This window comes from Cupriavidus sp. IK-TO18 (genome assembly GCF_015549295.1).
Lineage (GTDB): Bacteria > Pseudomonadota > Gammaproteobacteria > Burkholderiales > Burkholderiaceae > Cupriavidus > Cupriavidus oxalaticus_A.
On sequence record NZ_JADGMP010000016.1, the window covers coordinates 1 to 24,306 of the forward strand.

26 protein-coding genes and 4 pseudogenes are annotated in these 24,306 nt (G+C 62.7%); 17 read left to right on the forward strand and 13 right to left on the reverse strand.

Annotated features, from left to right (window positions below; genetic code table 11):
- Positions 1-404, reverse strand: a pseudogene (locus IPF36_RS14220) (polyhydroxyalkanoate depolymerase); the annotation flags it as partial.
- Between the two features lie 521 nt (positions 405-925).
- Between IPF36_RS14220 and IPF36_RS14225 the strand changes: the two are divergent.
- Positions 926-1,213 carry an ATP-binding protein gene (locus tag IPF36_RS14225; protein ID WP_256376127.1) on the forward strand — a complete coding sequence of 96 codons (288 nt, stop codon included), beginning with the start codon at positions 926-928 and terminating at the stop codon, positions 1,211-1,213.
- 109 nt (positions 1,214-1,322) lie between these two features.
- On the opposite strand, the gene IPF36_RS14230 is transcribed toward IPF36_RS14225, so the two are convergent.
- Together IPF36_RS14230 and IPF36_RS14235 are read right to left on the reverse strand one after the other, a co-directional pair.
- The gene (locus IPF36_RS14230) at positions 1,323-1,724 is read right to left on the reverse strand and encodes a cupin domain-containing protein (RefSeq protein WP_195428366.1); all 402 of its coding nucleotides are present in this window, start codon (positions 1,722-1,724) and stop codon (positions 1,323-1,325) included.
- Between the two features lie 4 nt (positions 1,725-1,728).
- Complete coding sequence (locus IPF36_RS14235; protein ID WP_133093114.1) at positions 1,729-2,208, reverse strand: carboxymuconolactone decarboxylase family protein; 480 nt, start codon at positions 2,206-2,208, stop codon at positions 1,729-1,731.
- Positions 2,209-2,687: 479 nt separating this feature from the next.
- Here IPF36_RS14235 and IPF36_RS14240 point away from each other — a divergent pair, with 479 nt between their 5' ends.
- Together IPF36_RS14240 and IPF36_RS14245 are read left to right on the forward strand one after the other, a co-directional pair.
- Positions 2,688-3,440 (forward strand): SDR family oxidoreductase, encoded by a 753-nt coding sequence (locus IPF36_RS14240; RefSeq protein ID WP_133093115.1) that lies wholly within the window; start codon positions 2,688-2,690, stop codon positions 3,438-3,440.
- Between the two features lie 38 nt (positions 3,441-3,478).
- Positions 3,479-3,661 (forward strand): hypothetical protein, encoded by a 183-nt coding sequence (locus IPF36_RS14245; protein ID WP_243736790.1) that lies wholly within the window; start codon positions 3,479-3,481, stop codon positions 3,659-3,661.
- Positions 3,662-3,894: 233 nt separating this feature from the next.
- Here IPF36_RS14245 and IPF36_RS14250 read toward each other — a convergent pair whose 3' ends face one another.
- The 3 genes and pseudogenes from IPF36_RS14250 to IPF36_RS34630 all read right to left on the reverse strand — a co-directional run.
- A complete protein-coding gene (locus tag IPF36_RS14250) occupies positions 3,895-4,599 on the reverse strand; it encodes a dienelactone hydrolase family protein (RefSeq protein WP_195428368.1) in 705 nt (234 codons plus the stop codon).
- Positions 4,600-5,243: 644 nt separating this feature from the next.
- A pseudogene (locus tag IPF36_RS34625) lies at positions 5,244-5,471 on the reverse strand (hypothetical protein); the annotation flags it as partial.
- Positions 5,464-5,655 (reverse strand): annotated as a pseudogene (locus IPF36_RS34630) (hypothetical protein); the annotation flags it as partial. The pseudogenes IPF36_RS34625 and IPF36_RS34630, both read right to left, overlap by 8 nt.
- 58 nt (positions 5,656-5,713) lie before the next feature.
- Here IPF36_RS34630 and IPF36_RS14255 point away from each other — a divergent pair.
- The 9 genes from IPF36_RS14255 to IPF36_RS14295 all read left to right on the forward strand — a co-directional run bounded on the left by IPF36_RS14255 (position 5,714) and on the right by IPF36_RS14295 (position 12,989).
- The gene (locus IPF36_RS14255) at positions 5,714-6,004 is read left to right on the forward strand and encodes a response regulator transcription factor (RefSeq protein ID WP_255519779.1); all 291 of its coding nucleotides are present in this window, start codon (positions 5,714-5,716) and stop codon (positions 6,002-6,004) included.
- Positions 5,988-6,185 carry a response regulator transcription factor gene (locus tag IPF36_RS14260; protein ID WP_240746092.1) on the forward strand — a complete coding sequence of 66 codons (198 nt, stop codon included), beginning with the start codon at positions 5,988-5,990 and terminating at the stop codon, positions 6,183-6,185. The genes IPF36_RS14255 and IPF36_RS14260 overlap by 17 nt, the downstream gene beginning before the upstream one ends.
- 199 nt (positions 6,186-6,384) lie before the next feature.
- On the forward strand, positions 6,385-7,224 hold the full coding sequence (locus tag IPF36_RS14265) for a sensor histidine kinase (protein WP_255519767.1): 840 nt from the start codon (positions 6,385-6,387) through the stop codon (positions 7,222-7,224).
- A 2-nt stretch (positions 7,225-7,226) separates the two neighbouring features.
- On the forward strand, positions 7,227-7,871 hold the full coding sequence (locus tag IPF36_RS14270; protein ID WP_195428375.1) for a response regulator transcription factor: 645 nt from the start codon (positions 7,227-7,229) through the stop codon (positions 7,869-7,871).
- 226 nt (positions 7,872-8,097) lie between these two features.
- Positions 8,098-9,459: a hypothetical protein gene (locus tag IPF36_RS14275; protein ID WP_243736792.1), complete on the forward strand. Its 1,362-nt coding sequence runs from the start codon at positions 8,098-8,100 to the stop codon at positions 9,457-9,459.
- Positions 9,460-9,549: 90 nt separating this feature from the next.
- Positions 9,550-10,767 carry a hypothetical protein gene (locus IPF36_RS14280; RefSeq protein ID WP_195428377.1) on the forward strand — a complete coding sequence of 406 codons (1,218 nt, stop codon included), beginning with the start codon at positions 9,550-9,552 and terminating at the stop codon, positions 10,765-10,767.
- A 61-nt stretch (positions 10,768-10,828) separates the two neighbouring features.
- On the forward strand, positions 10,829-11,092 hold the full coding sequence (locus IPF36_RS14285) for a hypothetical protein (protein WP_092140914.1): 264 nt from the start codon (positions 10,829-10,831) through the stop codon (positions 11,090-11,092).
- Positions 11,093-11,133: 41 nt separating this feature from the next.
- Positions 11,134-11,349: a hypothetical protein gene (locus IPF36_RS14290; RefSeq protein ID WP_133093121.1), complete on the forward strand. Its 216-nt coding sequence runs from the start codon at positions 11,134-11,136 to the stop codon at positions 11,347-11,349.
- 509 nt (positions 11,350-11,858) lie between these two features.
- Positions 11,859-12,989, forward strand: coding sequence for an aromatic ring-hydroxylating dioxygenase subunit alpha (locus IPF36_RS14295; protein WP_133093122.1), 1,131 nt, complete (start codon positions 11,859-11,861; stop codon positions 12,987-12,989).
- 690 nt (positions 12,990-13,679) lie between these two features.
- Here the strand turns inward: IPF36_RS14295 and IPF36_RS14300 are convergent.
- The 5 genes from IPF36_RS14300 to IPF36_RS14320 form a co-directional block, all read right to left on the reverse strand.
- Positions 13,680-14,063 (reverse strand): hypothetical protein, encoded by a 384-nt coding sequence (locus tag IPF36_RS14300; RefSeq protein ID WP_133093124.1) that lies wholly within the window; start codon positions 14,061-14,063, stop codon positions 13,680-13,682.
- 104 nt (positions 14,064-14,167) lie between these two features.
- On the reverse strand, positions 14,168-14,575 hold the full coding sequence (locus IPF36_RS14305) for an Hsp20/alpha crystallin family protein (RefSeq protein ID WP_195428379.1): 408 nt from the start codon (positions 14,573-14,575) through the stop codon (positions 14,168-14,170).
- A gap of 14 nt (positions 14,576-14,589) precedes the next feature.
- Entirely contained in the window at positions 14,590-15,027 is a 438-nt protein-coding gene (locus IPF36_RS14310) for an Hsp20/alpha crystallin family protein (RefSeq protein ID WP_133093126.1), read from the reverse strand.
- A 930-nt stretch (positions 15,028-15,957) separates the two neighbouring features.
- Complete coding sequence (locus IPF36_RS14315; protein WP_195428381.1) at positions 15,958-16,581, reverse strand: NADPH-dependent F420 reductase; 624 nt, start codon at positions 16,579-16,581, stop codon at positions 15,958-15,960.
- A 14-nt stretch (positions 16,582-16,595) separates the two neighbouring features.
- Positions 16,596-17,348 carry an SDR family oxidoreductase gene (locus tag IPF36_RS14320; protein WP_195428384.1) on the reverse strand — a complete coding sequence of 251 codons (753 nt, stop codon included), beginning with the start codon at positions 17,346-17,348 and terminating at the stop codon, positions 16,596-16,598.
- A gap of 117 nt (positions 17,349-17,465) precedes the next feature.
- Between IPF36_RS14320 and IPF36_RS14325 the strand changes: the two genes are divergently transcribed.
- Positions 17,466-18,398, forward strand: coding sequence for a LysR family transcriptional regulator (locus tag IPF36_RS14325; RefSeq protein ID WP_135707095.1), 933 nt, complete (start codon positions 17,466-17,468; stop codon positions 18,396-18,398).
- A 70-nt stretch (positions 18,399-18,468) separates the two neighbouring features.
- Here the strand turns inward: IPF36_RS14325 and IPF36_RS14330 are convergent, their stop codons facing one another.
- Entirely contained in the window at positions 18,469-18,975 is a 507-nt protein-coding gene (locus IPF36_RS14330; protein WP_133093130.1) for a phosphate-starvation-inducible PsiE family protein, read from the reverse strand.
- Between the two features lie 225 nt (positions 18,976-19,200).
- On the opposite strand from IPF36_RS14330, the pseudogene IPF36_RS14335 reads away from it, so the two are divergent.
- Positions 19,201-19,527 (forward strand): annotated as a pseudogene (locus tag IPF36_RS14335) (transposase); the annotation flags it as partial.
- A 356-nt stretch (positions 19,528-19,883) separates the two neighbouring features.
- On the opposite strand, the gene IPF36_RS14340 reads toward IPF36_RS14335, so the two are convergent.
- Complete coding sequence (locus IPF36_RS14340; protein WP_346769569.1) at positions 19,884-20,723, reverse strand: FadR/GntR family transcriptional regulator; 840 nt, start codon at positions 20,721-20,723, stop codon at positions 19,884-19,886.
- A 178-nt stretch (positions 20,724-20,901) separates the two neighbouring features.
- Here IPF36_RS14340 and IPF36_RS14345 point away from each other — a divergent pair, with 178 nt between their 5' ends.
- Genes IPF36_RS14345 through IPF36_RS14355 form a run of 3 tightly spaced genes read left to right on the forward strand, consistent with a single transcriptional unit; the run spans position 20,902 to position 24,298 of the window.
- Positions 20,902-21,885, forward strand: coding sequence for a D-glycerate dehydrogenase (locus tag IPF36_RS14345; protein ID WP_133093131.1), 984 nt, complete (start codon positions 20,902-20,904; stop codon positions 21,883-21,885).
- 38 nt (positions 21,886-21,923) lie between these two features.
- Positions 21,924-23,384, forward strand: a complete 1,461-nt coding sequence (locus IPF36_RS14350) for an NAD-dependent succinate-semialdehyde dehydrogenase (RefSeq protein ID WP_133093132.1) — start codon at positions 21,924-21,926, stop codon at positions 23,382-23,384.
- 29 nt (positions 23,385-23,413) lie between these two features.
- Complete coding sequence (locus tag IPF36_RS14355) at positions 23,414-24,298, forward strand: NAD(P)-dependent oxidoreductase (RefSeq protein ID WP_195428386.1); 885 nt, start codon at positions 23,414-23,416, stop codon at positions 24,296-24,298.
- Positions 24,299-24,306 lie beyond the last annotated feature (8 nt).

The window sequence follows — 24,306 nt, forward strand, 5'->3', positions numbered from 1 at the left end:
TGCTCTGCCAATAAGGTTTCGACGACCTCGCGGAGCATGACGGCGTGATGCCCTGCCAGCGGCGCACAGACCAGCACAGCAGGTCTTGTATGGGAGGCGGCGGGGCCAAGAGCGACCGGATCCGGTGCGAAGCGCAATAGGCGGCAAAATGCCCGTTCCAGGACGACTTGCTCCACCACCGGGACGACGCAGCCGTTGCGCTCAATGGCTGCGATACCGAACCCCGGCTTGTCGTCGCTTTGTCCCAGACGGGACAGCATTTCGTAACCAGTGGCAAACATGTGAGCGCCCGGTATCTGCGACAGCGGGTTCTCATGATCGGAAAACGCGCTGGCCGCGTTCGCTGCCCACACAGCGAATGGCGCGAACATTGCGCGCTGATACTCCATGAACCGGTAGAGCATTGAAGCCTCCAAGGAAGTACACCGGCTGGAAAGCGGCACGACCAAGCTCGCACCGCGGAATCTCCACTGTGGAGGCCCCATACCTATGCGGGTGCCGGGCCTCTACCAGAGTTTCACTATAGGCGGCGGGGCAGATACTGCTGCAGTGCCAAAGATTGGTGAACCATCCAGGGCGGTAGATATCGGAGGTAGCAGCCCCATCATGGCGGTACCGCTTAGGTAGTCAAGGGCAGACTGGTCTCCGGAATTTCAAGGGTTCTGCCTCCTAGAACATCACCGGTACCTGCTAGGCGTTCCCGGGAGTACAAGATCGCGGCGAGCGCGTCGGCTATGCGTACGTTGCCACAACGGGGGCACGTAGGTCCCCTCTGGCGGTCATGCACGTGCATGCGATGTGCATTCCGGGCGGCATTAAAAATCGCCGTGGCGCGGGATGCAAAGTAAGTCTCCGTGTTCGTTCCCGGAACGAGCGATGCCCTGCCGATCGCGGCCAGCCATGACATGCGATTCGCACTAATCTGATCAACGCGCTCGAGGCAATGAACGGGGACAGCGATGATATCCGTGAACTGCGCATCAGCACCAGTCAGGCCGACGCTGGCTGTGTGGTTGTGACTGTTTGTGACCCGGGGCCGGGCTTTGCATCGCAAAACCCCGAGCAGGCGTTGGCACCGTTCTTCACGACCAAGCCGACGGGTCTCGGGATGAGGCTGTCGATCTGTCGTTCGATCATCGATGCGCACGGCGGCGAGCTGTCGATCGGCAATGGCGTGCCCCCATTGGATGATGATGCGGGACCTGCTCGCTGATCACGCTGTCGCAACAAGGAAACGCCGACGCTCGCGAGGACGAAGCGTCGGCACAGGAGGAAGAATCAGAATGCCTCAGGCGTGCACCGGCCCGGGAGAACGGCTGGCGCTACATCACCGGGGTGAAGATCGGCGCCCCCTGCTTTTTGATCAGCAGCACGACGAACTTCGCCGGCTTGGTGTTGCTGGCATTGCGCCCAACAGTGTGGAGATCGTCCGGGCCTTCATAGAAGGTTTCGCCCGCCTTGAGCGTGACTTCCTTGCCGCCCTTCACGCCCATCACAATGCTGCCTTCGAGCACGTAGACGAACGCGTGCGCATCATGACGATGCACAGGGTCGTAGGCGCCAGGCGGATACTCCACCGTGATCATTTCCACTTCCTTGCCCGGATAATCGGGCAATGCCGTCGTGGTCAGCGGTTTGACCACGACGTCCGGCGGCGCTGCGTGGGCCAGCTGCACCGACAGCGCCAGCAGCAGGCTTGCCGCCATCGCAATCATGCCTTTCATGGCATCACTCCAGATTGGCTTTGTCCAGTCCGAACGTCTTGTCAAAGGCGCCCGGCACCATGCGGAACGCTACGTTCAACCGGTTCCAGGTATTGATTGCGCCCACCAGGAAAGTCAGGTCGGACAGCTCCTTTTCGGAATACTGGGTGCGCACGCGCTCGTAGATATCGTCGGGCACACCTTCTGCGGACAGCCGGGTCAACGCTTCGGTCCATGCCAGCGCTGCGCGCTCGCGCGGCGAGAACAGCGTGGATTCGCGCCAGATCGCTACATGATGCAGCCGCAGTTCGCGCTCGCCGTGGATCTTCGCCGTCTTGATATGCATGTCGACGCAGAATGCACAACCGTTGAGCTGCGACGCGCGAATCTCGACGAGTCCGCGAACGTGTTCCTCGATCGTCGTCTTCGGGAACAGGCTGTTGAGCTCCATGAGCTTTTTTAACAGTTCCGGGGATTGCTGAAAGTAGTTGATGCGTTGAGCCATGATCACTCCTGCTAGGTTGGCGGGGATGCTCGCCGGACCTGCGCTGGATTGCTGCAGGCACCGCTTGGGAAGAATCGTAGCCTTCGGCCCGCGGCACCAGTAGTGCCGCCAAGGTACCCACTCTGTTGTCGCATCGACACCAATCGGAGCCAGCGTTGGCCAAAGCTGATCAGGGGCTCCTGCGGGTGGGTGCCAAGGCGGCGACGGATCCATCTATCCGATGAAATAGGAAGCAAGCGTCATGTCGTAATCGGCTTGAACAAGGTCTACCATTTAAGCCGAGCAAAGAACTTGTCATCGCAATCAGGCGTTCAACCATGCCACATGCAATCCGCGTTCGTCCAGAACCGGGCCCTTATCCATAGGGCATGATTGTTCCACAATGGCTTCATACGATGCGACGGTGACAGGCACGTTCAGTGATACCCCCCACACCAGGTGCGCAGCGCGTTCCTCTACCCTGATATGGAGAATCTGCCATGAAGATCGTTGTAATCGGTGGTTCTGGCCTGATCGGCTCACGTCTTGTCACGCTACTCAAAGAGGCGGGCCACACGGCAGTCGCCGCATCCCCGCGTACCGGTGTCAACACAGTGACCGGCGAAGGCCTAAGCCATGCACTGGTGAACGCGGATGTCGTCGTGGATGTGACGAATGCGCCGTCTTGGGAGCCGCAGGCGGTGCTCGACTTCTTCCGCACCTCGGCACGCAATCTCGGCAAGGCCGAGGTGGCTGCGGGGGTGCGCCATCACGTCGCGCTGTCGATCGTCGGCGCCGACCGCATGCCGGACAACGCGTATTTCACGGCCAAGGTTGCACAGGAAGCGGTGATCGACGCGGCCGGTGTGCCATACACGATCGTGCGCGCCACGCAGTTCATGGAATTCATCGGGGCCATCGCGGATTACGGTACGGATGGCGGCACTGTGCGCATTGGCGACGGGATGTTCCAGCCGATCGCTGCGGATGACGTCGCGGCGGCGCTTGCGCAGGTCGCGCTGGGGGCGCCGCTAAACGGCACCATCGACATCGCCGGACCGGACCGCGCGCCCTTCGCGCAGATCGTTTCGCGCTATCTGAAGTCGGTGGGCGACGCGCGCACCGTCGTGACGGATCCCGACGCGCGATACTACGGCGGCCAAGTCGAGGAACTGTCGCTCGTGCCGCTGGGCGATGCGCGGATAGGTCGCACCAGTCTCGATCAGTGGCTGGCGCGCGCTCATGTGAAGTGATCCATAAATTCGGCAGGTAGCTCGCGACGGAAGGCGCCGTGCTGAACCAACTCAACGGCGGACCACTTCGCACCTTCACGAAGGGGCAGAACTTCACCGATATGCCTGGCGACCGGCACGACGTCAGTGCCAACGCGAGCAAGACGGAGCCCGCCAAGCTGCTTGCGGTGTTCGTCGTGGACACGAATGAGACCGTGCTAACCACGCCATTGAAGCGTTAACAGAGCACAGCGCCTGATGTGTGCCGCGACTAACCCTTGCGAGGCGTACAGGTTTGTACGCCAAAGCCGAGGCCGGCGGGGAAAAGCAACCTGGATCATGGGCCAGATGGGACAGTTCCAGCACATCCAGTAAACGAAGCAATTGCCGGGGCGTATTTGCACCCAATGCAATCCACCCGTCAGTTGTTGCGCGTGCCGAGGCCGCGGACGGGATGCTTCCCGGCTGGCGATGATCAGCGCCAAAGGTGGCGCGCGAAGAACGTCAGCGTGCGGTCCCAGGCGACCTGCGCCCAAGCGGCGTCGTACTGGGTACCGGCGATGCGGCCGTCGCCGATGGCCTCCTCGTTGGCAAAGGCATGGTGCGCGAGGTAACGGTGGAACGTCGCGTCGACGCCGCCGGCGCGCAGCTTCTCCTCGAGCTTGTCGAAGTCCTCGGCCGCAAAAAACGCGTCCTGCGCGGCCGAGTGAACGAGCACCGGCACCTTGATATTGGCAGGATCGATCGCTTCCAGCGGCGGCATGCCGTAGAACGGCACACCTGCGTTCAGCTCGGGGATGGAGTTCAGCGACAGCAGTGTCAGCGCACCACCCATGCAGAAGCCGGTGATACCGATGCGGCTGCTCAGGGTGCCGAGGTACTGCACGGCGCCGCGGATGTCCTGCGCCACGGCGTCGCCGAAGTTCAGCTTGGACATCAGGTGGTGGGCCTCTTCCTGCTCGACCGTGCTGGCGCCGCGGTAGAGGTCAGGTACCAGCGCGTAGTAACCGGCACGCCCAAGGCGGTCGGCAACGCCGCGAATCTGGTTGTTCAGCCCCCACCACTCCTGGACAACGATGATGGCCGGGGCGCCGTCAGTGAGATCCGGCCTGGCAAGGTAGCCGTTGACCGACTGGCCGTCGGGACGGATGAACGAGACGGTCTGACCGATGTGTCGCATGATTGGCTGCTCCTGTCGTTTGCGGTGGACCAGATGGGCCGGATGATAGCGCAAGGGGGCGCTCCGGAATGCGCGGGCAGCGGCGCGCAGCGTGGCCAGCTCGCCGGTGGCGGCCTCGTTGGCCGCCTGCCAGATGGTCTGGACCGCCCCGGCCGCTGCTCGATCAGCGCTCAATGTCAGCTCGAGAGTGGCCGCCTACCACCCGAAGCACGTTACCTTCTGGCGTAACCTGCCGCGGAATGTCGTTGTATGTCAGCCTGCCGGGCCTTGCCCCTTGTGGCCGGCCGTAACGGTGAGATTTTCGCTACTCGAGGCGTCCGGCTGCTTGTTGCAGGAGGACCCACACGACTATTCTCCGGTTTGTGTGCCGATGGCTTCAGGTATTTCGTGGCGGAACTGCGCGCCTCCGGCGGGTTCCATACTTCTATGTAGCGCTCCCCGGCAAACGCCGATGTTGCAAGTACCATTGTTACCAGGCCGTACAGTAGATTCTTGGCCAATATCGTCTCCGCGTTGTGTTTTGGCGACCGCAGCAAGTCGGCTTCTGGTCGCACCGTATTCTCGCACGCCGGGCGCGAGCCAACTCGGGTGTTCGCCGGACGCGACAGCCTGTTCGTGCACGACCGGAGACGGTCCTTCAGCGCCGGAGGATTGTTCTTGACGATCTCCGCGTCGCGCGGCATCAAGAAATCGACCACGACGTCGATCGCTTCCCCGCCATCTCGCGTTGTGACCTGGCGAACCAGCTGGAAGCGCCGAAGCCCCTCGCGCTGCGCGTATCCATGGCATTAAAGAGCGCCGATCAAGGTCGCGTATTCGCCATCGCCGAGTGCTTCCGCATCTAGCCCTACGTCCACATCGAACTGCCCAATCCCGATCAATCAAGCCGTTGCGTACATTGCTGACGTGCCCCAGGCTGACTCCGGAGATTTCCGACAACTCGGTGACGCGCCAAGCACGGTCGGGCTCGCGCAGCATGGCGCGTAGAACCTGGGCCGACTTCGGCCTGAACAGCGACTTTAGTTCGCGTTGTTCGGCGGCGGGCTTGTCTGCCACCCACCCGGGGGGCTGCTATCTGCCAGAATTGCGGGCTTCATCCCGTCCCAGGCAACACATGCAGGCTCAAAGCATTCTCTCCGCCACGCTGACGCAGCGCGAACTTGAAGTCCTGGGGCTGATCGCATCCGGCATGAGTTGCCGCGCCGTTGCCGCTGCATTGCAGATCAGCGTGCTGACCGCCCGCAAGCATCGCAGCAACTTGCTGGCCAAGACGGGCTTGCGCAATGCGGCGCAGCTTGCCGCCTACGCGGTGGCGCACGGCTTTCGTCGATCTCGCGCGGCCCATCGAGGCGGCAATGGCGGCGCATCCGGCGGGCGTGCCACCGGCTGTGCTGACGCAGCGTGAGCGTGACATTGCGCAACGGGTAGCAGCGGGGCATACCAGCAAGCGGATTGCCAGGGAACTCGGCCTGAGCAACCTGACCGTGCGCAAGCATCGGGAGAACCTGTACCGGAAACTCGGCGTGGGCAATGCGGCCGGCGTGGCGATCTATTGCCTGCGCCATGGCCTCTGGCGCCATGAGTGAATCCCTGTGCTAACGGAGATACGGCATTGGCAGTATTGCAAGCCGCGTGCGCGCGGCGGGATGATGCTGCGCAAGGCTTGACCGCGAAGTCCGGAAAGCCAGAGCTGGCGCGGGATTCATGGAACTGTATGTCAATTGAATAATATTTAAAAGAGATTTTCGCGCGCTGGAGAGTTTGTTGGTTTCAATGGGGACAGGGATGTTGCAGAACAAGAATGCCGGGGCGGCGCCCGGGGACAGCGACGGGCTTGTCCCAGGAGGCGCGCCCGCGTACCAGGCCAATCGTCCAGTGCGCGGGCGGCGGCGCGAGCAACAGCAGGCCATCCTCGACGCCAGCCATGCGGCCCGGGAGTGTGAGCGGCAGCGCATCGCCTGCAGCCTGCACGACGAAGTGGGCCAGGCGCTTGCCCTCGCGCTATTGCGGCTGGGCCAGTTGGAGAAGCTGGCATGCCCGCCGCAGGCACGCGCGCTGATCGGCGAGGCGCGTACGCTGGTGGCGGAGGCTGCCGCCAGCGTACGCGCGGCGACGATCGATCTCGGCCTTGGCCTGCTGGCGCAGGGGCCGCTCGACGACGCGCTGCGTAGCCTGGTGCATTGCGCAGGGGACGGATCGAGCGGGGTTCCCCGCCTGCTGCTGGATCTGCGCGGCCCCCAGGCGCCGCTTGAGCAAGCTGCCACCGCGGTGTTGCTGCGCGTGGTGAAGGAGCTGCTTGCCAACGTTCGCAAGCATAGCGGCGCATCCCAGGTGTGGGTGCGTACGGCCTGTAAGCGCGGCCACGTCACGGTCAGCGTGGAGGACGACGGCCGTGGCTTCGATCCGGGCTCTGTTGCCGGCCAGGGCAGTGCTGGGGGCGGTTTTGGCCTTCCCAGCAGCGCGGCACAGCTTCGCGCGCTGGGGGCACGCCTCGAAGTGGGCTCCGCGCACGGCAGCGGCACGCACGTGCGCATCGTGATGCCCACGGGGCACTGGCGGGCGGCGGGCGTCGATACCGGCGGCTCGGCGCACCGCGACGGAATCCACACCATGCCGCGAGGTTGAGCATGCCGCAAACTCGTGTTTTGCTTGCCGACGATCACACGCTCTTCCGGGAGGGACTTGCCGCCTTGCTTGAGCGCGAAGCGGACATGACCGTCATCGGCCAGGCCGGCGACGGCATGGAAGCCTTGCGCATGGCGCAGGCCTTGCTCCCGGACGTGATCGCCCTCGATCTCGGCATGCCGGTACTCAACGGCATCGACGCGCTCTGCCGCATCGTGCCGGACGTGCCCTCGGCGCGCGTCCTGTGCCTCTCGGCGCATGGCGAGCAGCGCAGGATCGCCGCCGCGCTGGACGCCGGCGCGCTTGGCTACCTGCTCAAGGATTGCGCCTGCGACGAACTCGGCAAGGCCATCCGCACGGTGGCGGGAGGACGTTCCTATCTCAGTCCCGAGGTGGCCACCGCGATGGTCGCCAGCCTTCGCTGCGCGCGGCACCACGGCTCGATCGAGCCGAGCGCGCAGCTCAGCACGCGCGAGCGGCAGATCCTGCAGTTGCTGGTGGAGGGGCACTCCACCAAGGAGATCGCCGACCGGCTGCACATCAGCGGCAAGACGGTGGGTACCCATCGCGAGCACATCATGGCCAAGCTCCAGGTCAAGGGCATTGCCCAGCTGACGCGCTACGCGATTCGCGAAGACCTCTTCTAGGCGCTACGCCGCCGGCGGCCGCGATATCCGTGCTGCTGATGCGCGAATCAGCATTCCTGAAGGTGCGAATCAGGCCGCGGCACAGTTCGGCGGCGCCCGCGATAACCGACCATGAATGCCAGACGAACGGTGCATGCGCGATGGCGGCGGGGCACGGCGCGTCGGCGGAGGGTGGGGCCTGGATGCCGCCACCGTCCCTTCTCGGCAAACGATCTGGAGCAAAAAAATGGCAAACGTCGATACCGTGGGTCTGTGGAAGCAGTGGATGGGCGCCCTGCAGGCGACCGCCTTCCCCAATGGCATGTCCGCACAGCAGCAGTTCAGCGCCGGCTCAACCACCCTGAACGTGGACCTGGGCAACGCCGACCCGGACATCATCAATGCCTATGTGTACGGCATCGGCGATGTCGTGCCTGCCAACAGCCCGGCCTATGCGCCGGTGGGCGGCCTTCTGGCCACGTACGCGACCTTCCTCGACTGGATCGACCTTGGCGCCATGGTTAATCCGAACCTGGACAGCCAGGTCAACCAGGCCGCGGCGGCGCTCAATACCGCGCAGACCGCATTCAACAATGTCCAGGTAGCGGCCTATACGGCTTACGGGGCGTACAAGAACGTCAATCCCTCGCCGCCTCCCTTCCAGACTTGGGTGCAGCAGAGCTATCCGTCCTACCTGAGCGCCAACAATGCGCTGATCGGCGCCGCCAGCGCGTATGACGAGATCATGATCAAGGCCTATGGGGCCGGCTATAGCGTGGTGCAGCAGGCGCGGGCCAAGGTGGGCATCAACGGCGCGCAGAGCATGACGCTGCAGAACCCGTACAACATGCCGGTCAAGGTGGGCAGCGTCGCACCCGCAGGCAGCCAGCCGGTGGTGATCGGTGGCACCAATCCGGTGCCGGTGAACAACCTGATCTCGGCCTTCGCGCCGTCCTATTCCCTGCAGGCGTTTAGCGCCAAGTACGCCGAGTGGCAGCAGGCCAGCGTCGCCGGCAAGAACAACGCCGGCGCGTCGATCTCGGTGACTTCCGCTTCGAAGACTTACGACTTCGACGAGTTCGGCTGGAGCACCTCGGTAGACGCCAGCCTGTTCGGCGACTTCTTCTCCTTCTTCGGCAGCGGTTCGGCCAGCGGGCAAAAGACCAGCATCAATACCACCAGCAGTGACTTCAGCCTGACAGTGGACTTCACCGGCTTCGGCACCTTCCCGGTCGGCCCCGGGTTGTGGTGGGACAACGGCGGGCTGGTGTCGACCTACCATCAGCGGCTCAAATCCGGCGCGCCGGCCTTCTTCGCCGACAGCGGCTCGCTGGCGCGGATGGCGACGCAGATCGTGGTGGGCTTCCAGCCGACCGTGAAGTTGAAGATGGCGGCCAGCGACTACAGCAACGTCAAGAACACCTGGCAGGCGCAGGCGACCGCGTCGATCGGCATCGGCCCTTTCCGCATCGGCTCGGCCACGGTGTCGACCAACGGCACCAAGCAGGACATCAAGTGGGACGATGCATCTGCCACGGTCACGATCGGGCCGGTCAGCAGCACCCTGCCGATCCTGCTTGGGGTAGTAAGCCAGCAGCTGGGCACCTGAGGCCGTCGCGATCGCAGTCCCTCGCGCGCTCGGGCGAGGGGCTGCGCCGCCCAGCCGTTCATCCTGTCCATCCTGCCGGGAGGTCTCGCCGTGCTATCCGACCTTGCGCTCTGGCGCATGTATGCCGCGGCACTTGCCAGCCATGCGGGCGTGGCTGGCAACGACGTGTTCTCCGTCGCGGGGGCCGCCACCTTCAGCGGACTGGGCAACGCGGATGCGCAGGTGGGCAACTGGTGCACCTACCAGCTGGGCGACGGCATTCCCGCTGCCGCGGGTGTCTACGCGCCACACAGCGGCTTGTTTGCCGCCTACTGGCTTTGCCTGAGCTACCTGGTGGAAAGCGCCGCAGGGCAGCCCGCGCTGTTGCGGGCGGCTGCCGGGACGGGCAGCCTGCAGGCCGACCTCGCGCGCTACCGCCAGGCGGTGCGGGCGTGGCGGCCCGGGCCGCCCATGCCCGCGGGCGTCAACGCCGCGGCCAACGCCATGGCGCCTGCGCAAGCGCATCAAGCGCTGCTGGCGGCGTTGGGTGAACGCGTGCCGGCGCTCACGGCAGCCCTGAATCGCTGCTTGCTGGCATCGCAACAAGAGGCCTCGGACCTGAACATGGCCGCCAGCCTCTATGCGGCGGGCGTGGTATTCCGTTGCCCGCAATACGCGCTCGATGGCTGGCCTGCGGGGCTGGCCGCATGGCGCGCGGCGCCGGCCGGCGGCGCTACGGCCTGGTCGGTGTCCCTGCCGCCTCTGGCGCTGGCCGCTCTGGCCGGGGCCGCGCCTGCTGCTGCCTTGCCGGCGGCGGGAAGCTGGCCTTCCTTCCTGGGGCTGCAAGGCGCCGGCGGCGCGGCGGTCGCGGATGCAATCAACGCGGCGCCGCTAGCGGCCATGGTCGAAGGTGCGCCGAATGGCCTGCCTGACGGCGTCAACGGATTGGCTTTGTCGCTGGGTGGGTTCGGCGTCTTCGCGCTGACTCCTGGCAGTTGGTTCGACGCCGGCCTGCTGGATGGCGGCCAGGCCGCGCTGCCGGCGGGCGCGCCCGACTTCTTCGGGGCCGCCGGCGCGCTCGCGTTGCTGCCAACAGGCGCGGTCATCGGCTATCAGCCGCGCATCGCGCTGCGCGCGGGCAGTCCGCACCAGGCGCAGGCACTCGCTGCTTCGCTGACGCGGGTCGGCCCCTTTGCCGTTCAGGGCGCCGCCCAGGATGCCCCGGGCGCCGTGGCATGCCGGGGCTGCAACGGTACCGAAGTCTCGTTCGATGGCAGCGGCTCGGATGTCCCGGTCTTGCTGGGCGTGATCAGCAAGCCGGTTTCGTAGCGCTGGCGGGAATACGCCCACCGGCACGTCAATCGCAGTAGCGTTTTCAAGGAGAGCAACCATGATGGACGACTGGAAAGTCAGCGCGTATCGCGACCCCGCGAACGGCCAAGGCGTCTGGGTGTACTACGAGAATCCGAACTTCCCGGCTATCCATATGAGCCGTTGCGTTGACAATGCCACGCGCGACCATATGGCGACGAACGACCGCACCGCTTACTACTACGGCAATAACCAACCGCCCACGTTCAACAACGCCGCCGTGCCGATGCCTACCCGGATCACGCTGGAGGCCGCTTGGCGCGACTATTTCACCGTGATGTGAAGTCCACCGTTCCACACGTTGCATCCTTCAAGGAGCCAGCCATGGCCAAGTATTGCCAGGAAAAATTCACCGAAGCCAACAACGGAACAGAGGTCAAGGTCTGCTGGCGGCAGGACAAGCACGTCCACGACGCCACGCTCATCACCACCATCGAGCTCTGGCTCCAGGCCCAGCGGGGAGGGCAATGGGGTGTGCGCCCCGGCAGCTATGAGTCCAACCTGTCGTCCTGCGCCGTGAACGCGGTCAGCTTCGACTAGTGCGCGATCCAGGGCGGGGCCGGTGCTCCCGCCCGACAGGGCCCTGACGTTCTGCAGCCGTAGTCGCCTTCTCACCCAACGGCGGGGTTGGGCGCAAGGGCACGGCGGATGCCACGAAATGTACCGTTCTCGATAATAGTTATCAACTTTCAACGCAAAAAGTGGATAAGACGCACTTAAGTCAGGCTGCCAGTAAGCAATGTTATCGGGGGACTCAGCGGCAGCAAGCGGCCACTTTCGGCCGTTGCCCGGCGCTATAGCGTCGGCAGTTGAGCGTCGGCTCCGTACCAGGCACCGGACGCTCGCTACCCCGCCACCAGGATGTGTGGGGGTCGATTGGCCGAAGGTGGCCATGACCTTTAGCCTTCCACAATATCAACCACACTATGGAAAGAACGGGATTCCGGTGAGTTCGGTAGACTTCGCGTAAACTGCGCCGAATCCCCGTTCGCTAATTGGTCGGCGTGTGGCGACGGTCGAAGCTCCCGTTATACGAGGAGGCGTCACGCATGCATACAGTGCCTTTGCCGGATAGCCATGCCATCGACCCGCACGCTAATGCGCCCGTGCGCGACCTGCGCCGTGTGCCCATCCATCCCGATCACTGGTTCCCATTGGCCTGGTCAAATGAGGTCAAGCGGGGCAAAGCCCACGGGGTGCATTTTGCCGGCGATCCGATCGTACTGATTCGTACCGTGTCCGGTACGATATTCGCACTGGAGGATCGTTGCGCACACCGGCAGGTGCCGCTGCACGCGGGCGTGGTGGAAGGCGAGTCCATCCGCTGTGGCTATCACGGCTGGACTTATGACTGCACCGGCCGCTGCATCGATGTGCCATACCTCGGGCGTGAGCGCCTGCCCAACGGCGTGCGTGCCTATCCCTGCCGCGAGGTGCACGGCCTGATCTTTGTCTTTCCTGGCGATGGGGCGCTTGCCAAAGAGCGGCCGCTGCCCGCTCTGCCATCGGTGGCGGACAAGGCGTACAAGACGCGTCGCTTTGGCCGCGAGGTCAAGTGCCACTACTCCTTCATGCATGAGAACCTGATGGACATGAACCACCAGTTCCTACACCGGCGGCAGATGGGACAGATGCGCGCGCGCTCGCTGGGCCGCCGTCGCGGAGAGGACTGGGTGGAAGTGGACTACACGTTCGCGCGCATGGAAGGCAAGCAGCCTGTGGGCGAGGCGCTGGTGTTTGGCGCCAGCAAGAAGAACTGCGACCGGGACAACAAGGACGTGATGACGGTGCGCACCATATATCCGTACCAGACCCTCCAGATCCGCTCGGGCGACGGCACGTTGGTGATGGACCTGTGGATCGTCTACGTGCCGCTGGACGCGGCGCAGCGCACCAACCGGACGTTTGGCCTGCTTTCCATCCGCAAGCCCGGCATTCCGTTTGCACTGGACCTGGCATGGCCGCTGCTGGTCTGGTTCACAGAACGCATCTTCAGGGAGGACCGCTGGATCGTCGAGCGCGAGCAAGAGGCCCACGACAAGCAGGGGGGCGACTGGAATCACGAGGTATTTCCGGTAATCAACGAATTGCGAGACCTGCTGCGCAACTGCGGCGGCCGCGCCGTCATCCCGCTCCGCGAGGTGGTGACACGGCCTGACGGCGAGGCCAACGGGGACTAGGGTATCGAGATAGCAGTTGTACTTTGGACGCGGCCGTTCACCTCCCGGTACTCGCGATGGCTATGACGGGTCGGTGAGAGATTGTCGGAGCTTCGCACTTGTCATCCTGCGGAAGCTGGCGCGACTGCGGCGATTGGACGCGCTATCTTCCCCGAAATCCAGGCTTCATGTGAGGTGGCTTGGGGCACAGTAGCGCCGGGGGCGGAATTCAGCGGTTCGCCGACGTCAGGCGAATTGCTGGTAAGCGGACCGTCAATCGCTAACATTATCTCGGTTGGCTCTTATGGCTCGGCAATGCCCTGTTGGATGGGGCGTGGTGCCTTCACAGAACACGCGCATTGCGTTGTCAGAAAGGCGGCATGTCGCCCTGCCTTTTCGGACTAGAATCCTCTGAGGAGGTGCCAATCATGTCAGCGATCAAGTACATTAGTCCGGACCATCCTGCCTACCAGGCCGCGCTGCATAGGACAACCCGCTACCCTGCGGAGCACGTCACGTTGACTGCTAGCACCAGAAAGCGGCTGCGCCCCGGTGTACCGCATCGCAAGATCGGGCGCGGTAAGGTTGGCATCGGCGGCAGGGGCAGCGGAAAGTAGGCGCTTGAAGCGCCGATGACCAAGGCCGCAACAAACCAGACACCAACGGTTTCTGTGCCTGTATGCTGCGATGAAGGCATCCCGCTTTTCTCGCTTACTGAATACTCGGCACGATTCCAAGCTTCTCGGCCAGCATTCGTTCGTAGACGCCGAAGTGCAGATCGACCTCGGCCTGACTGACTACCACGACGTCGAAATTCACCTGATCGGATTTGAGCCCGAACATGGTCGCCAACGCCACGTCGAGGTGAGGCGCGACATCCCTATCTTTCGGAAAGGTTGTGCCGACGCTTATTGTGTACGTCTTTTCACTGTCCGCGGTTACCTCGACCAGGCGCGCCGCTGCACTGAGATTGTTTTCGATGGCAATCCTGGCCAACTCCGCCACACTTCGCGTCTTCTCCGTAGGGAAGCCGCGCACGCACCGGATGCGAACGCGGTGCTTGCCCAATGTCATCCAGTCGGAATCAAACTCCATGTCTTATATCCTTTTGCAATGCCTATCTGCAAACCGGAGAATGCGCCATGCCGGCGCCTGCGGCGCGGCATGGCGCGTTCATCCTGGCTTATCCCAGCCCGGACTCAGGAAACACTGACGTCGATGCGTCGCGGACGCGCGGCTTCACGACGTGGAATCGTCAACCTCAGTACGCCGTCCTGCAGGTTCGCCTCGATCTTCGTCGAATCGAGGTCGGGACTCAGCGAGAACGTCCTCGCGAAACGCGGCTGCCGGATTTCAGCGTGTTGTACCCGCAGGCCCGAGGGCATCGATACGTTAGCCTGCGCCTCGATGCGAAGGTTCCCGTCATGGACGCTGACTTCCAGCTGGTCGCGGGTCACACCAGGCAGGTCCGCCCACAACGTAACGCCCCCCGCATCCTCGACGATATCGACCGGCGGGAGCAACGTCACGGTAGGCATCGCCTTTTCATCCTGGGCTGGTGCGACAGCACCTTGAGGCTGTGCAACGACTTGATTCATCTCTGACATGGCAATCTCCCGGTTCACTGGACGGCAATCGCGCGTGCCTTGGAGGCTTCCCGCTTGCCCACGCTGATCGACAGGCAACCATTCGCGTAGCGAGCCTGAACCTTGTCAGGATCGGCGCTTTGCGGCAGCTCGATGACGCGCCTGAACGAGCCGACGAAGCGCTCACGCGCATAGCGCTTGCTATCTGGCGAGTCGTCCGCATAGGAAGGACCGCGCTCTCCACTGATCGTCAGTAGCCCCTTGTCGATAGAGACCTCCAGGTTTTCCCGTTTCAGCCCGGGCGCGAACGCAACGATCTCGATGGTGTCGTCCGTCGACCCGATATTCACCGGCGGGAAGGCGCCGGAGCGCCCGGAGCGGATACTGGAGGGGAAGCCGCCAAACACGTCCGCCATCTGCCTTTGCAGGCGGTCGAGTTCACTGAAGAGATCGGCTCCAAAAACTTGACTCATGATCTTATCTCCTTCAAACAGCAAGGAGGCGAAGGGGCTTGCGCGCTCCCGTTCGCCTGCCTTGGTGGCAGCAAACAAACAGAAACGCAGCGCGACGTCGCGACTGCTTGAGCCGGAAATAAAAGCAGTTAGTCAGATTTCAAGAGTACGTGGAGCAATTATTTTGGGGGTTGCATACAGCACCCTCCCTCGGCCCGCCACTTGTGGCGGCCGCATCTGGCGCTGGCTCGCCATCATCTTCGGCCTGAACGAACCGCTCAGCGGCGCCGTTGGGCAGTACTGACGACTCCTGTGCAACCGGAATACGATCGTGCCCGTCAGCCCCAAAAGCGCGTACAAACAGGTCGCGATTTTCCCTGAGTTGCCTTACTGAGTGACGTAGATACCTCAGAACACGATATGCGGTGTCCGGGCTGTCACCCTCTGCCTGAATATGCCGGATATGGGTGATCTGTATGCGGACGCGCTTGCGAGATTCTTCGATTGCCCGGTCTTGCCGCAAGCGTCGCGCGTCAACAGGGCTATATGCAACCTTTGACATGGTGCGCTCCCAGATTGCAAAGGCATCACGAATGGTCACTAAAGCACAGGTGCAGAACGTCCGAGCTGGGTGAGCCAGTATCGGACCAATCAACGCACACCGGGCGACTCGTCGCCCTGCAAAAAAATTTAGGAAAAGAAGGCTGTTGTGTCAACGAAGCGGGGGCAGCAGCTTTGCGAGCGTCACGATTGCCCGTTCTGTTCTGCGCGCTGCGGCGAGCCGCTACGGGTCAAGCTGGCGGAATCAAAATGGCGGTAGCCGGCCAGAAAGCGAAGGCCGGGCTCAGACTGAATGGCCGAAGCTCTGCCACAGCGGACACGTGCACTATATGGAGCATGCCGGGCCGTCGTTAGCGAGTTCCTCTTTCGGTTGCTTCCAATCCCATCTTTTCAAGTCGAGCGCATTGTCACCAAGTTAAGCGCCGCCAGTGGTCCTCCAGGAAATTGCTGCTGCCTTCCGCCCACATCGAGCGAACCGAGATCGATGCCGAAAAACCCAAGACGATCGATCAACGTGGCCACCTCGGCTTTGGCGTTCGCATCGTCACCGGATAAAAACAACACGCGGCGGCCACCTCCTGCTTGCGGATCGCCAGACACCAGCGCGGGTTGCAGGTGATTGAACGCCTTGACAACACGCGCGCCGGGCACGAGGTCTGCAAACACTGCGCTCGAAGAGCGGCCATGCAGGTCCGCGGGGCGAAACAGCGGGGCCTCAATTGGATTGTTTGCGTCGACGACAGTCCGCCCGCCAAATTCGGGCAGCCCGCTCAGTGCCAGTGGCAGCTTCGACCAGTTCACAGCCACCAGCACGATGTCCTGCGCTGCGGCTTCCTCGCGCGTGCCCGGGCGAATCGAAGGCCCGATTGCTTTCACGGCATCCCGAAGCGTTTCAGGCCCACGGCTGTTGGCCACCACCGCCTGGATGCCGTGCCGTGCCAGCGCCGTGGCGAACGCCATGCCTATCGCGCCCGCGCCGATGATGCCAATGGTCTTTCCGTAGCTTGCTTGCATGACGAACTCCTTGTTCAAGCGGTGAAGCCGCCATCGGCAACGATCTCGGCACCGGTCACGAAGGCTGCGTCCGGGCCGGCGAGGAATGCCACCACGCCGGCAATCTCATGTGGCTGCCCGTATCGGCCCAAGGCAATGCCGGGCCCTACGATCTCGCTAACCGGGCCGCCGGCTGGGTTCATATCGGTGTCGGTCGGGCCAGGGTGGACGGTGTTGACCGTGATGCGTTTCGGCCCCAGATCACGCACCAGACTGCGATTGAAGCCTGCAATTGCACCCTTGGTCAGCGTGTAGAGCGATGCCGTGGGAAACGCTGCGTAGCGCACCATCGACGAACCGATGTGGATTACGCGCCCGCCCGCCTTCATATGCCGCACCGCTTCCTGTGTGGCCACAAATACGCCGGTCACGTTCACTGCAATCATGCGCTCGTAGGTGTCGAACGGGATGTCCTCGATTGCGCCGCCCAGGCCCAGGCCAGCATTGTTGACGAGGATGTCGAGACCACCGAATGCGTCGACCGTCGCGGCCACGGCTAGGCGCGCCGCGGCGGGATCGCCGGCGTCCGCGGCGAGCGCGATGGCCCGGCCGCCGGCCGCTTCGATCTCGCGTACCACCGTGGCGGCCTTATCCGGTGAGGCACTGTAGGTCAGCGCCACGGCCGCCCCGTCGGCGGCCAGGCGGCGGGCAATCGCGGCGCCGATGGAGCGCGAACCGCCGGTAACAAGGGCGATCTTGCCGGCCAGGGAAAGCGTCTGTTGAGGCATTTTATTCTCCAGTTGGGGTGAATCACGAGGTGTGAACGAAGTATGGGCGTGCGATTCCACGATCATTAGCTACGAATGACTGGAATCATCTTCAAGCAATCGTGTAAGCTGAGTCGGATGGAAACCCTCGCCAACCTCGAATCCTTTGTGCGCAGCGCCGAAACCGGTAGCTTTTCGGCGGCGGGTCGCCGACTGGCCCTGACGCCCGCGGCCGTCAGCCGCAACGTGGCCATGCTCGAGCGCAATCTGGGCGTGCGACTGTTTCAGCGCTCGACACGCAAGCTGACGCTTACCGAGGCTGGCGAACGCTTCCTTGCATCCATCGGCGGCAACCTGGACGCTCTCCAAGCCGCCATCGCCGCCATGTCGAACCAACACGGCGAACCGGCTGGCGTGCTGAAAGTCAGCCTGGCCCCATCGTTCGGCATGGCTTACGTGCTGCCATTGCTTCCCGATTTCCTGAAGCGTTATCCGGCGATCCGCCCGGAATGGCATTTCGAGAATCGCGCGATCGATTTGATTGCCGAAGGGTTCGACGCGGCTATAGGCGGGGGCTTCGAGCTGACGCCGGGTCTCGTGTCGCGCGCACTGGCACCGGCGCATGTCGTCGCGGTGGCGTCGCCTGCGTATCTGCGGGAACGCACGCTGCCTGCCGATCCATCCATGCTGAACGTCATGGATGGCATCGTCATGCGCTCCGGACGCACAGGACGCACGCGCCAATGGACCATGCGCGATGCCGCCGGCAACGAGGTTGCCGCGACCATGCCCGAACGCATTGTGGTGAGCGACCCGGCCGCCATGCGTGAAGCCGCGCTACTGGGGCTCGGTGTGACACTGCTGGCTGTACCGGATGTGTTGCCTTGGATTGAACGTGGCGAACTGGTGCGCTTACTGCCACGCTGGTATGCCGATGCAGGCGCCATTTCGTTGTACTACCCTACGCGCACACTGATACCAACCAAGACGCGCGTATTCATCGAATACGTTGTGGAAGCATTTCGCCAAATGCAGATGGCCGAACGCCTGGCAGGCAGCCTCGGCATTTAGCGTTGCCTGCCGAGATATGCCGCTTCGGCGTCCGGTCTGGCCCGAATTTGAGTCGTTCGCCTACGCCCGCTCATTCGCTGCCAAGCTCTCCTCGATCGAGGCCAGCGACTCGATCATCGCGCTCGCGTAGTAGCCAATACACCACTCCGAGAACGAGTGTCGCCCCTGAAAGCGCAGCGATTGTGGCAGCGTCGGTTGCCTTCGTATCTAGAATGACGAACTTTCGACTCAGTGCAATCAGCGAAATGAGAATGACTGTCTTGACCTGAACGATGCTCTCCCGGCGCAGCGCAACCCGAATGATGGAGTGCTTGAACTCCAGTGCGATGAGCAGCGTCATCACCATGCCGAAGAGATTTTGGAACACTTCATGATCGAGCGGGCTCACCGTGCCGCTGAGCACATGTGGCAGCACACCAAGGGTCAATTGGACGAGAGCTATCGCGATCACTACGGCGACGATCAGGCTCAGCGCTACGGCGACGACTTGTTCGAAGCGTTCGTACAGGGACAAGAGGCGCCATTGCTCGCGCATCTCTGCCAGGAGCTTCTGCGAGGTGCGAGGCTTTGCTGCCATTTGTTCCTCCAATTTGGCTTCGTGCTTGCCGTCCGAGCGTAGGAGACCGACTATTAATTCGTGATGCTGGGCAGAGATTCGAACCACCGCGAAGCGGTTTAGGCAGTATGCCTCCAAGTCGGTGGCTGGCCCGCCGTGGGGAATCAAACGCGGGTTAGCCTGGCTGCCAGAGCCGCATGGTGTGGCCTTAGTCCACACCCGGCGATTTCCAGCACGGAGGCCAGCATGGGAAACGATAGCACGGCGTACGTCGGTCTCGACGTACACAAGGGATCGATCACTGCAGCTTATGCCATCGGCATGGGAGAGGTGGAATTGGTCGGCAAGATCGGTACCTGGAAGACGGACGTCGATCGCCTGTGCCAGCGCAGGCAGTCCAAGGCGCAGCACGTACGCATCGTCTATGAAGCAGGCCCTTGCGGCTATGGCCTCTACCGCTAACTGGTCCAGAGGGGATTCAACTGCATGGTGTGCGCGCCATCACTGATTCCACGAAAGCCTGGCGAGCGGGTCAAGGCCGACCGGCGCGACGCGCTCAAATTGGCGCGCTCGGGCTGCGACCAGGAGGCGCACTGGACCGTGCAGGTTCACAGAAACACCATCTCTCACGAGCGTGCCTCGGGTCATCCCGCGGACCTTCTCGCATAAGCAGCACAACATGACTTATTGATTCAATATATTGTCATACTCGCATCAATGCAGTACATAAATGGCTACGTAATCATTTTTATGGTCAGCGAAGATGGAAGGAAAACGTCAGTTGTTGTGCGAGGCACCAGCCAGCGAGAGTCGGGTGCTGGTTAGCAGGGGGAAAATTATAGGCAATCAGCCGAAAAGTTCTGCCCGAGGGCTTTCGGCTCTCCCCAAGTGGAATCGGTTCGTGAAGCGAAAGCCGCTTCTATTCGGCTTCACCTATTCCCTTCCGCAGCACGCCGTATCACTGTCGAAAGGTTGGCTCCGGCCAGTCTCTGCGCGGCAGTCCGGCTATCACCAGTCCAGAAGTCCCGTTCGGCAGCGAGAATCCGCTCCTCCGTATTGCGCATGTGCAGGAAGGCCGCCTGGCGGGCGCGTTGCGGATCCTGGGTTTCGATCGCAGCGCAGATCTCCGCATGCTCGGTGCGGACATGCGCAGCCAGATCACTTCGTCTGGCTTCATTGCCACGCGTGAGGCGAATGGCGTCTCTCAATGCCCGCGTCAACATGCCGAGTAGCTCGGTGTAGTGAGGATTGCCAGTGGCACGGGACACCGCAAGATGGAATGCCAGGTCTTCTTCAACGCCGTCGCCGCCCGCCCGCACTGCAGAGTCGATCTCGCGCAATGCGTTCCGGATGTCGTCCATTTGCCTTTCGCTACGGCGCTCCGCAGCCAATGCGGCCATTTCCGCCTCAATCCCACGACGCAGTTCCAGGATTCGCACGACCCCCAAGGCCGGGTCGGAACCGCCACGCCCAAGGCGGAATACCTCTGCGGTCGCCGGATTGAGCACAACCGTACCGCTCCCCTGCCGGCTTTCCACGAGGCCCTCGGACTTAAGGCGGGAAATGGCTTCACGAATCACGGTGCGGCTCACGCCGTACTGCTCGGTCATGAACTTTTCCGTCGGCAGACGAGCATTGACGGGGTACAGACCGCGTCGGATCTGCCCAGCGAGATGTTCGGTGACGCGGTCGGCCAATGTGGGCTCAAAACCGCCTTTCCCCGCTGGCTGCTGGTCTGCTTCCGTCAGATTTTCTGTTGTGCTCTGCAAGGTAATGCTCCACTTGTCGTTGCTTCGCCGCGCGTCAGCGCTGTGGCAGCCTAGTTCACATCATAGCATCCCGAACACATTTGCTTGACATCTTCATCATATGAATTTGTAATACAAATCACAAGAACACAACGACTTCGTGCGACGCTGTCGCGAACCCAACGAGGAGACTGCATCAATGCCGGCCCAGGATCACAATCAGTCGCTTGAAAATGCTTACGTATGCAGGCGCATGCCTGCGGAGATCGAAGCCGCGCTGAAAGAGCGCTTCGTCGTAAAGCTGAATGAAAGCGACGAACTGACGGATTCCGCCACAATCATCGAGCGCGCCAAGGGCGTGAGCGTTCTGCTGGTGACCGCGACAGAGCGCATTGACGGCAATGTGTTGCGCGCACTGTCGCCCACCCTCAAGACGGTGGCCACTCTCTCGGTAGGCTACGACCACATCGACTTGGCCACGGCTCGCGAGCTCGGCATCGAGGTTCTGCATACGCCTGACGTCCTGAGCGATGCTTGTGCCGAAGTCGCGCTAATGCTCCTGCTCAATGCCGCACGGCGCGGTTATGAAGCAGATCGCATGGTCCGCAGCGGCCAATGGCCAGGTTGGGCGCCCACTCAACTGCTGGGCAAAGGCCTGGTCGGCAAGCGGCTCGGCATATTCGGCATGGGGCGCATCGGCCGAGCCATCGCGACGCGTGCCCGCGCATTCGGCGTGCAAATCCACTACCACAACCGCTCCCGACTCGGGCCAGAGGTCGCCGAGGGCGCCATCTACCACACGACTCTCGAAAGCCTCTGCCGACACAGCGAGATGCTGCTGGTCGCGGCACCGGGTTCACCACAGCTCAAAGGAACGCTCGATCAAGCGCACATCCGAGCACTGCCCCCTGGCGCTGTCGTCGTCAATATTTCCCGCGGCGACATCGTCGATGACGATGCGCTGATCGAAGCGCTGAACGACGGCCACGTCTTTTCAGCTGGTCTTGATGTTTTCGCCAACGAGCCGAACGTCGATCCGCGCTATCGCGCTCTCGACAACGTCTTTCTCAGTCCGCATATCGGCAGCGCGACAGAGGAAACGCGCAACGCCATGGGATGGCTTCTGATCGACGGGATCGCGGCACTGCGCCGCGGCGAACGACCCGCCAACCTGCTTTCCTGATTCCCCCCTTCAAGTCAAAGCGACCGGAGTTCCTTTTCATGCAGATCCAGAATCCTTCTATCTTTCGCCAGCAGTGCCACGTGAATGGCCAATGGGTAGACGCTGCTGACGGCGAAGTGGTGCCCGTCACAAATCCTGCAACAGGGCAACAGCTCGGTACTGTGCCCCGCATGACGGCCGCCGACGTCCAGGCAGCCATCGCGGCCGCGGACCGAGCCCTTCCGGCATGGCGCGCAACCAGCTCGCGCGAACGCAGCCGCCTGCTGCGTCGATGGTTCGATCTCTGCATGGCCAACCAGGAGGACCTGGCAACGATCCTCACGCTTGAGCAAGGCAAACCGCTGAAAGAGTCCCGGGGTGAGATTGCCTACGGGTCTGGCTTTATTGAATGGTTCTCGGAAGAAGCACGTCGAATCTATGGCGATGTGATTCCTGCGCCGTCATCGGACCGGCGCATCATCGTCATCAAGCAGCCCATCGGCGTCGTCGCCGCCATCACCCCGTGGAATTTCCCGAATGCGATGATCACGCGCAAGGCTGGCGCCGCCTTGGCTGCAGGCTGCACGATCGTGATCAAGCCTGCCTCTGCCACGCCCTTCTCTGCGCTGGCACTCGCCGCTCTGGCCAAGGAAGCAGGAATCCCTGATGGGGTACTGAATGTGGTCACCGGTTCCGCCTCCGTTGTGGGGGGTGAGCTCACATCGAGCCCCGTCGTGCGCAAGCTGTCATTCACGGGCTCCACCGATGTCGGCAAGACTCTCCTCGAGCAATGCGCCGGTACGGTGAAGAAGGTTTCTATGGAACTGGGCGGCAACGCGCCATTCCTCATCTTCGACGACGCCGACCTCGACGCTGCCGTCGCCGGCGTCATGGCCTCGAAGTTTCGTAATGCCGGTCAGACCTGCGTCTGCGCGAACCGCATCTTCGTCCAGGACGGCGTCTACGACGCGTTCGCAGAGAAGCTCAGGATTGCAGTGGAAGCTCAAGTCGTCGGCGATGGCATGGCACCGGGCGTGGATCTCGGACCGCTGATTGACGACGCGGCGATTGAGAAGGTTCGCGAACACATCGACGACGCCGTCTCTCTGGGTGCTCAGGTATTCACCGGCGGCAAGGCCCACGCCCTCGGCGGCCGCTTCTTCAAGCCGACGATCCTCACGGACGTGTCGCCGAAGGCGAAGCTCATGAATGAGGAGACTTTCGGCCCGGTGGCCCCCCTCATCCGCTTCAAGACCGAGGAAGAAGCCGTCGCAATGGCAAATGACACGCCCTTCGGATTGGCTGCCTATTTCTATACCACTAACTACGCCCGCTCCTGGCGCGTGGCAGAAGCGCTCGAATGCGGCATCGTGGGCCTGAACGAGGGCCTGATCTCCACCGAGGTCGCACCGTTCGGCGGTGTGAAGGAGTCGGGTGTCGGCCGGGAGGGATCCAAGTACGGCATCGAGGACTACATCGAGGTCAAGTACATCTGCGCTGGCGGCCTGGCATTGCGCTGAGCCACGAGACAACAACAGGAGACAGAATCATGAAGAAAACAGTGGGCATGATTGGCATTGGCATGATGGGCCATGGCATCGCGACGAATGTGGCAAAGCATGGTTATCCCTTGGTGGTCCTCGAACATCCAGGTAATCAGCCACTCGACGCACTGCTGAAGGCGGGGGCGAAAACCGTACCGGCTATCTCGGAGCTCGCCGGCCAGGTCGACATCGTCATTCTCTGCGTTACCGGATCCCCCGAGGTCGAGGATGTGCTTTTCAGCGCCCAAGGCCTCCTCAGCGCCCTGCGGCCCGGTACCGTGGTCATCGATTGCTCGACGGCGATCCCCTCTTCGACCGAGCGCATCGCCGCCGCCGTGCAAAAAGCCGGTGGCAGGTTCATGGACGCGCCAATGACGCGTACGCCCAAAGAAGCGGCCGAGGGGCGCCTGAACCTGATCGTCGGCGGCGACGAGTCGCTCTGCCAAGAATGCCTGCCACTGCTGCAGAGCTTCGCCGAAAACATCACCTTCGCCGGGCCTGTCGGTTCCGGACACCGGCTCAAGCTGTTGCACAACTTCGTGTCTCTGGGTTTCTCCGCAGTCCTGGCGGAGGCTGCCGCCTGTGCAGCACGCGCTGATGTCAGTCCCGAGGTCCTTGTGGATGTGCTGGCCAAGGGCGGCGGTGCCGGTGTCATCCTGGAACGCCTGCGTCCCTTCATTGAGCGGGGCGACAGCTCCGGGTTCCGCTTCACCATCTCCAACGCGCTGAAGGACATGACCTACTACGACACCATGGCGAGCGAAGTGGGCGCCAGTCACGCGACTGCCTCAGCGATCCGCGAAACCTATGCCGGCGCCTATGACCAACGGTCCCATGGCACCGTGCCGGAGCTTGTCGCACTGCTGGCCGAGCCGGCATCCGTTCGCTGATCGTCCCC

Bases quoted from the DNA above. Each gene is read 5' to 3' on its own strand.
- IPF36_RS14230 (WP_195428366.1), bottom strand. From the start codon at position 1,724: ATGAAAGGCATGATTGCGATGGCGGCAAGCCTGCTGCTGGCGCTGTCG.
- IPF36_RS14235 (WP_133093114.1), bottom strand. From the start codon at position 2,208: ATGGCTCAACGCATCAACTACTTTCAGCAATCCCCGGAACTGTTAAAA.
- IPF36_RS14240 (WP_133093115.1), top strand. From the start codon at position 2,688: ATGAAGATCGTTGTAATCGGTGGTTCTGGCCTGATCGGCTCACGTCTT.
- IPF36_RS14250 (WP_195428368.1), bottom strand. From the start codon at position 4,599: ATGCGACACATCGGTCAGACCGTCTCGTTCATCCGTCCCGACGGCCAG.
- IPF36_RS14255 (WP_255519779.1), top strand. From the start codon at position 5,714: ATGCAGGCTCAAAGCATTCTCTCCGCCACGCTGACGCAGCGCGAACTT.
- IPF36_RS14265 (WP_255519767.1), top strand. From the start codon at position 6,385: ATGTTGCAGAACAAGAATGCCGGGGCGGCGCCCGGGGACAGCGACGGG.
- IPF36_RS14270 (WP_195428375.1), top strand. From the start codon at position 7,227: ATGCCGCAAACTCGTGTTTTGCTTGCCGACGATCACACGCTCTTCCGG.
- IPF36_RS14275 (WP_243736792.1), top strand. From the start codon at position 8,098: ATGGCAAACGTCGATACCGTGGGTCTGTGGAAGCAGTGGATGGGCGCC.
- IPF36_RS14285 (WP_092140914.1), top strand. From the start codon at position 10,829: ATGATGGACGACTGGAAAGTCAGCGCGTATCGCGACCCCGCGAACGGC.
- IPF36_RS14290 (WP_133093121.1), top strand. From the start codon at position 11,134: ATGGCCAAGTATTGCCAGGAAAAATTCACCGAAGCCAACAACGGAACA.
- IPF36_RS14295 (WP_133093122.1), top strand. From the start codon at position 11,859: ATGCATACAGTGCCTTTGCCGGATAGCCATGCCATCGACCCGCACGCT.
- IPF36_RS14300 (WP_133093124.1), bottom strand. From the start codon at position 14,063: ATGGAGTTTGATTCCGACTGGATGACATTGGGCAAGCACCGCGTTCGC.
- IPF36_RS14305 (WP_195428379.1), bottom strand. From the start codon at position 14,575: ATGTCAGAGATGAATCAAGTCGTTGCACAGCCTCAAGGTGCTGTCGCA.
- IPF36_RS14310 (WP_133093126.1), bottom strand. From the start codon at position 15,027: ATGAGTCAAGTTTTTGGAGCCGATCTCTTCAGTGAACTCGACCGCCTG.
- IPF36_RS14315 (WP_195428381.1), bottom strand. From the start codon at position 16,581: ATGCAAGCAAGCTACGGAAAGACCATTGGCATCATCGGCGCGGGCGCG.
- IPF36_RS14320 (WP_195428384.1), bottom strand. From the start codon at position 17,348: ATGCCTCAACAGACGCTTTCCCTGGCCGGCAAGATCGCCCTTGTTACC.
- IPF36_RS14325 (WP_135707095.1), top strand. From the start codon at position 17,466: ATGGAAACCCTCGCCAACCTCGAATCCTTTGTGCGCAGCGCCGAAACC.
- IPF36_RS14330 (WP_133093130.1), bottom strand. From the start codon at position 18,975: ATGGCAGCAAAGCCTCGCACCTCGCAGAAGCTCCTGGCAGAGATGCGC.
- IPF36_RS14345 (WP_133093131.1), top strand. From the start codon at position 20,902: ATGCCGGCCCAGGATCACAATCAGTCGCTTGAAAATGCTTACGTATGC.
- IPF36_RS14350 (WP_133093132.1), top strand. From the start codon at position 21,924: ATGCAGATCCAGAATCCTTCTATCTTTCGCCAGCAGTGCCACGTGAAT.
- IPF36_RS14355 (WP_195428386.1), top strand. From the start codon at position 23,414: ATGAAGAAAACAGTGGGCATGATTGGCATTGGCATGATGGGCCATGGC.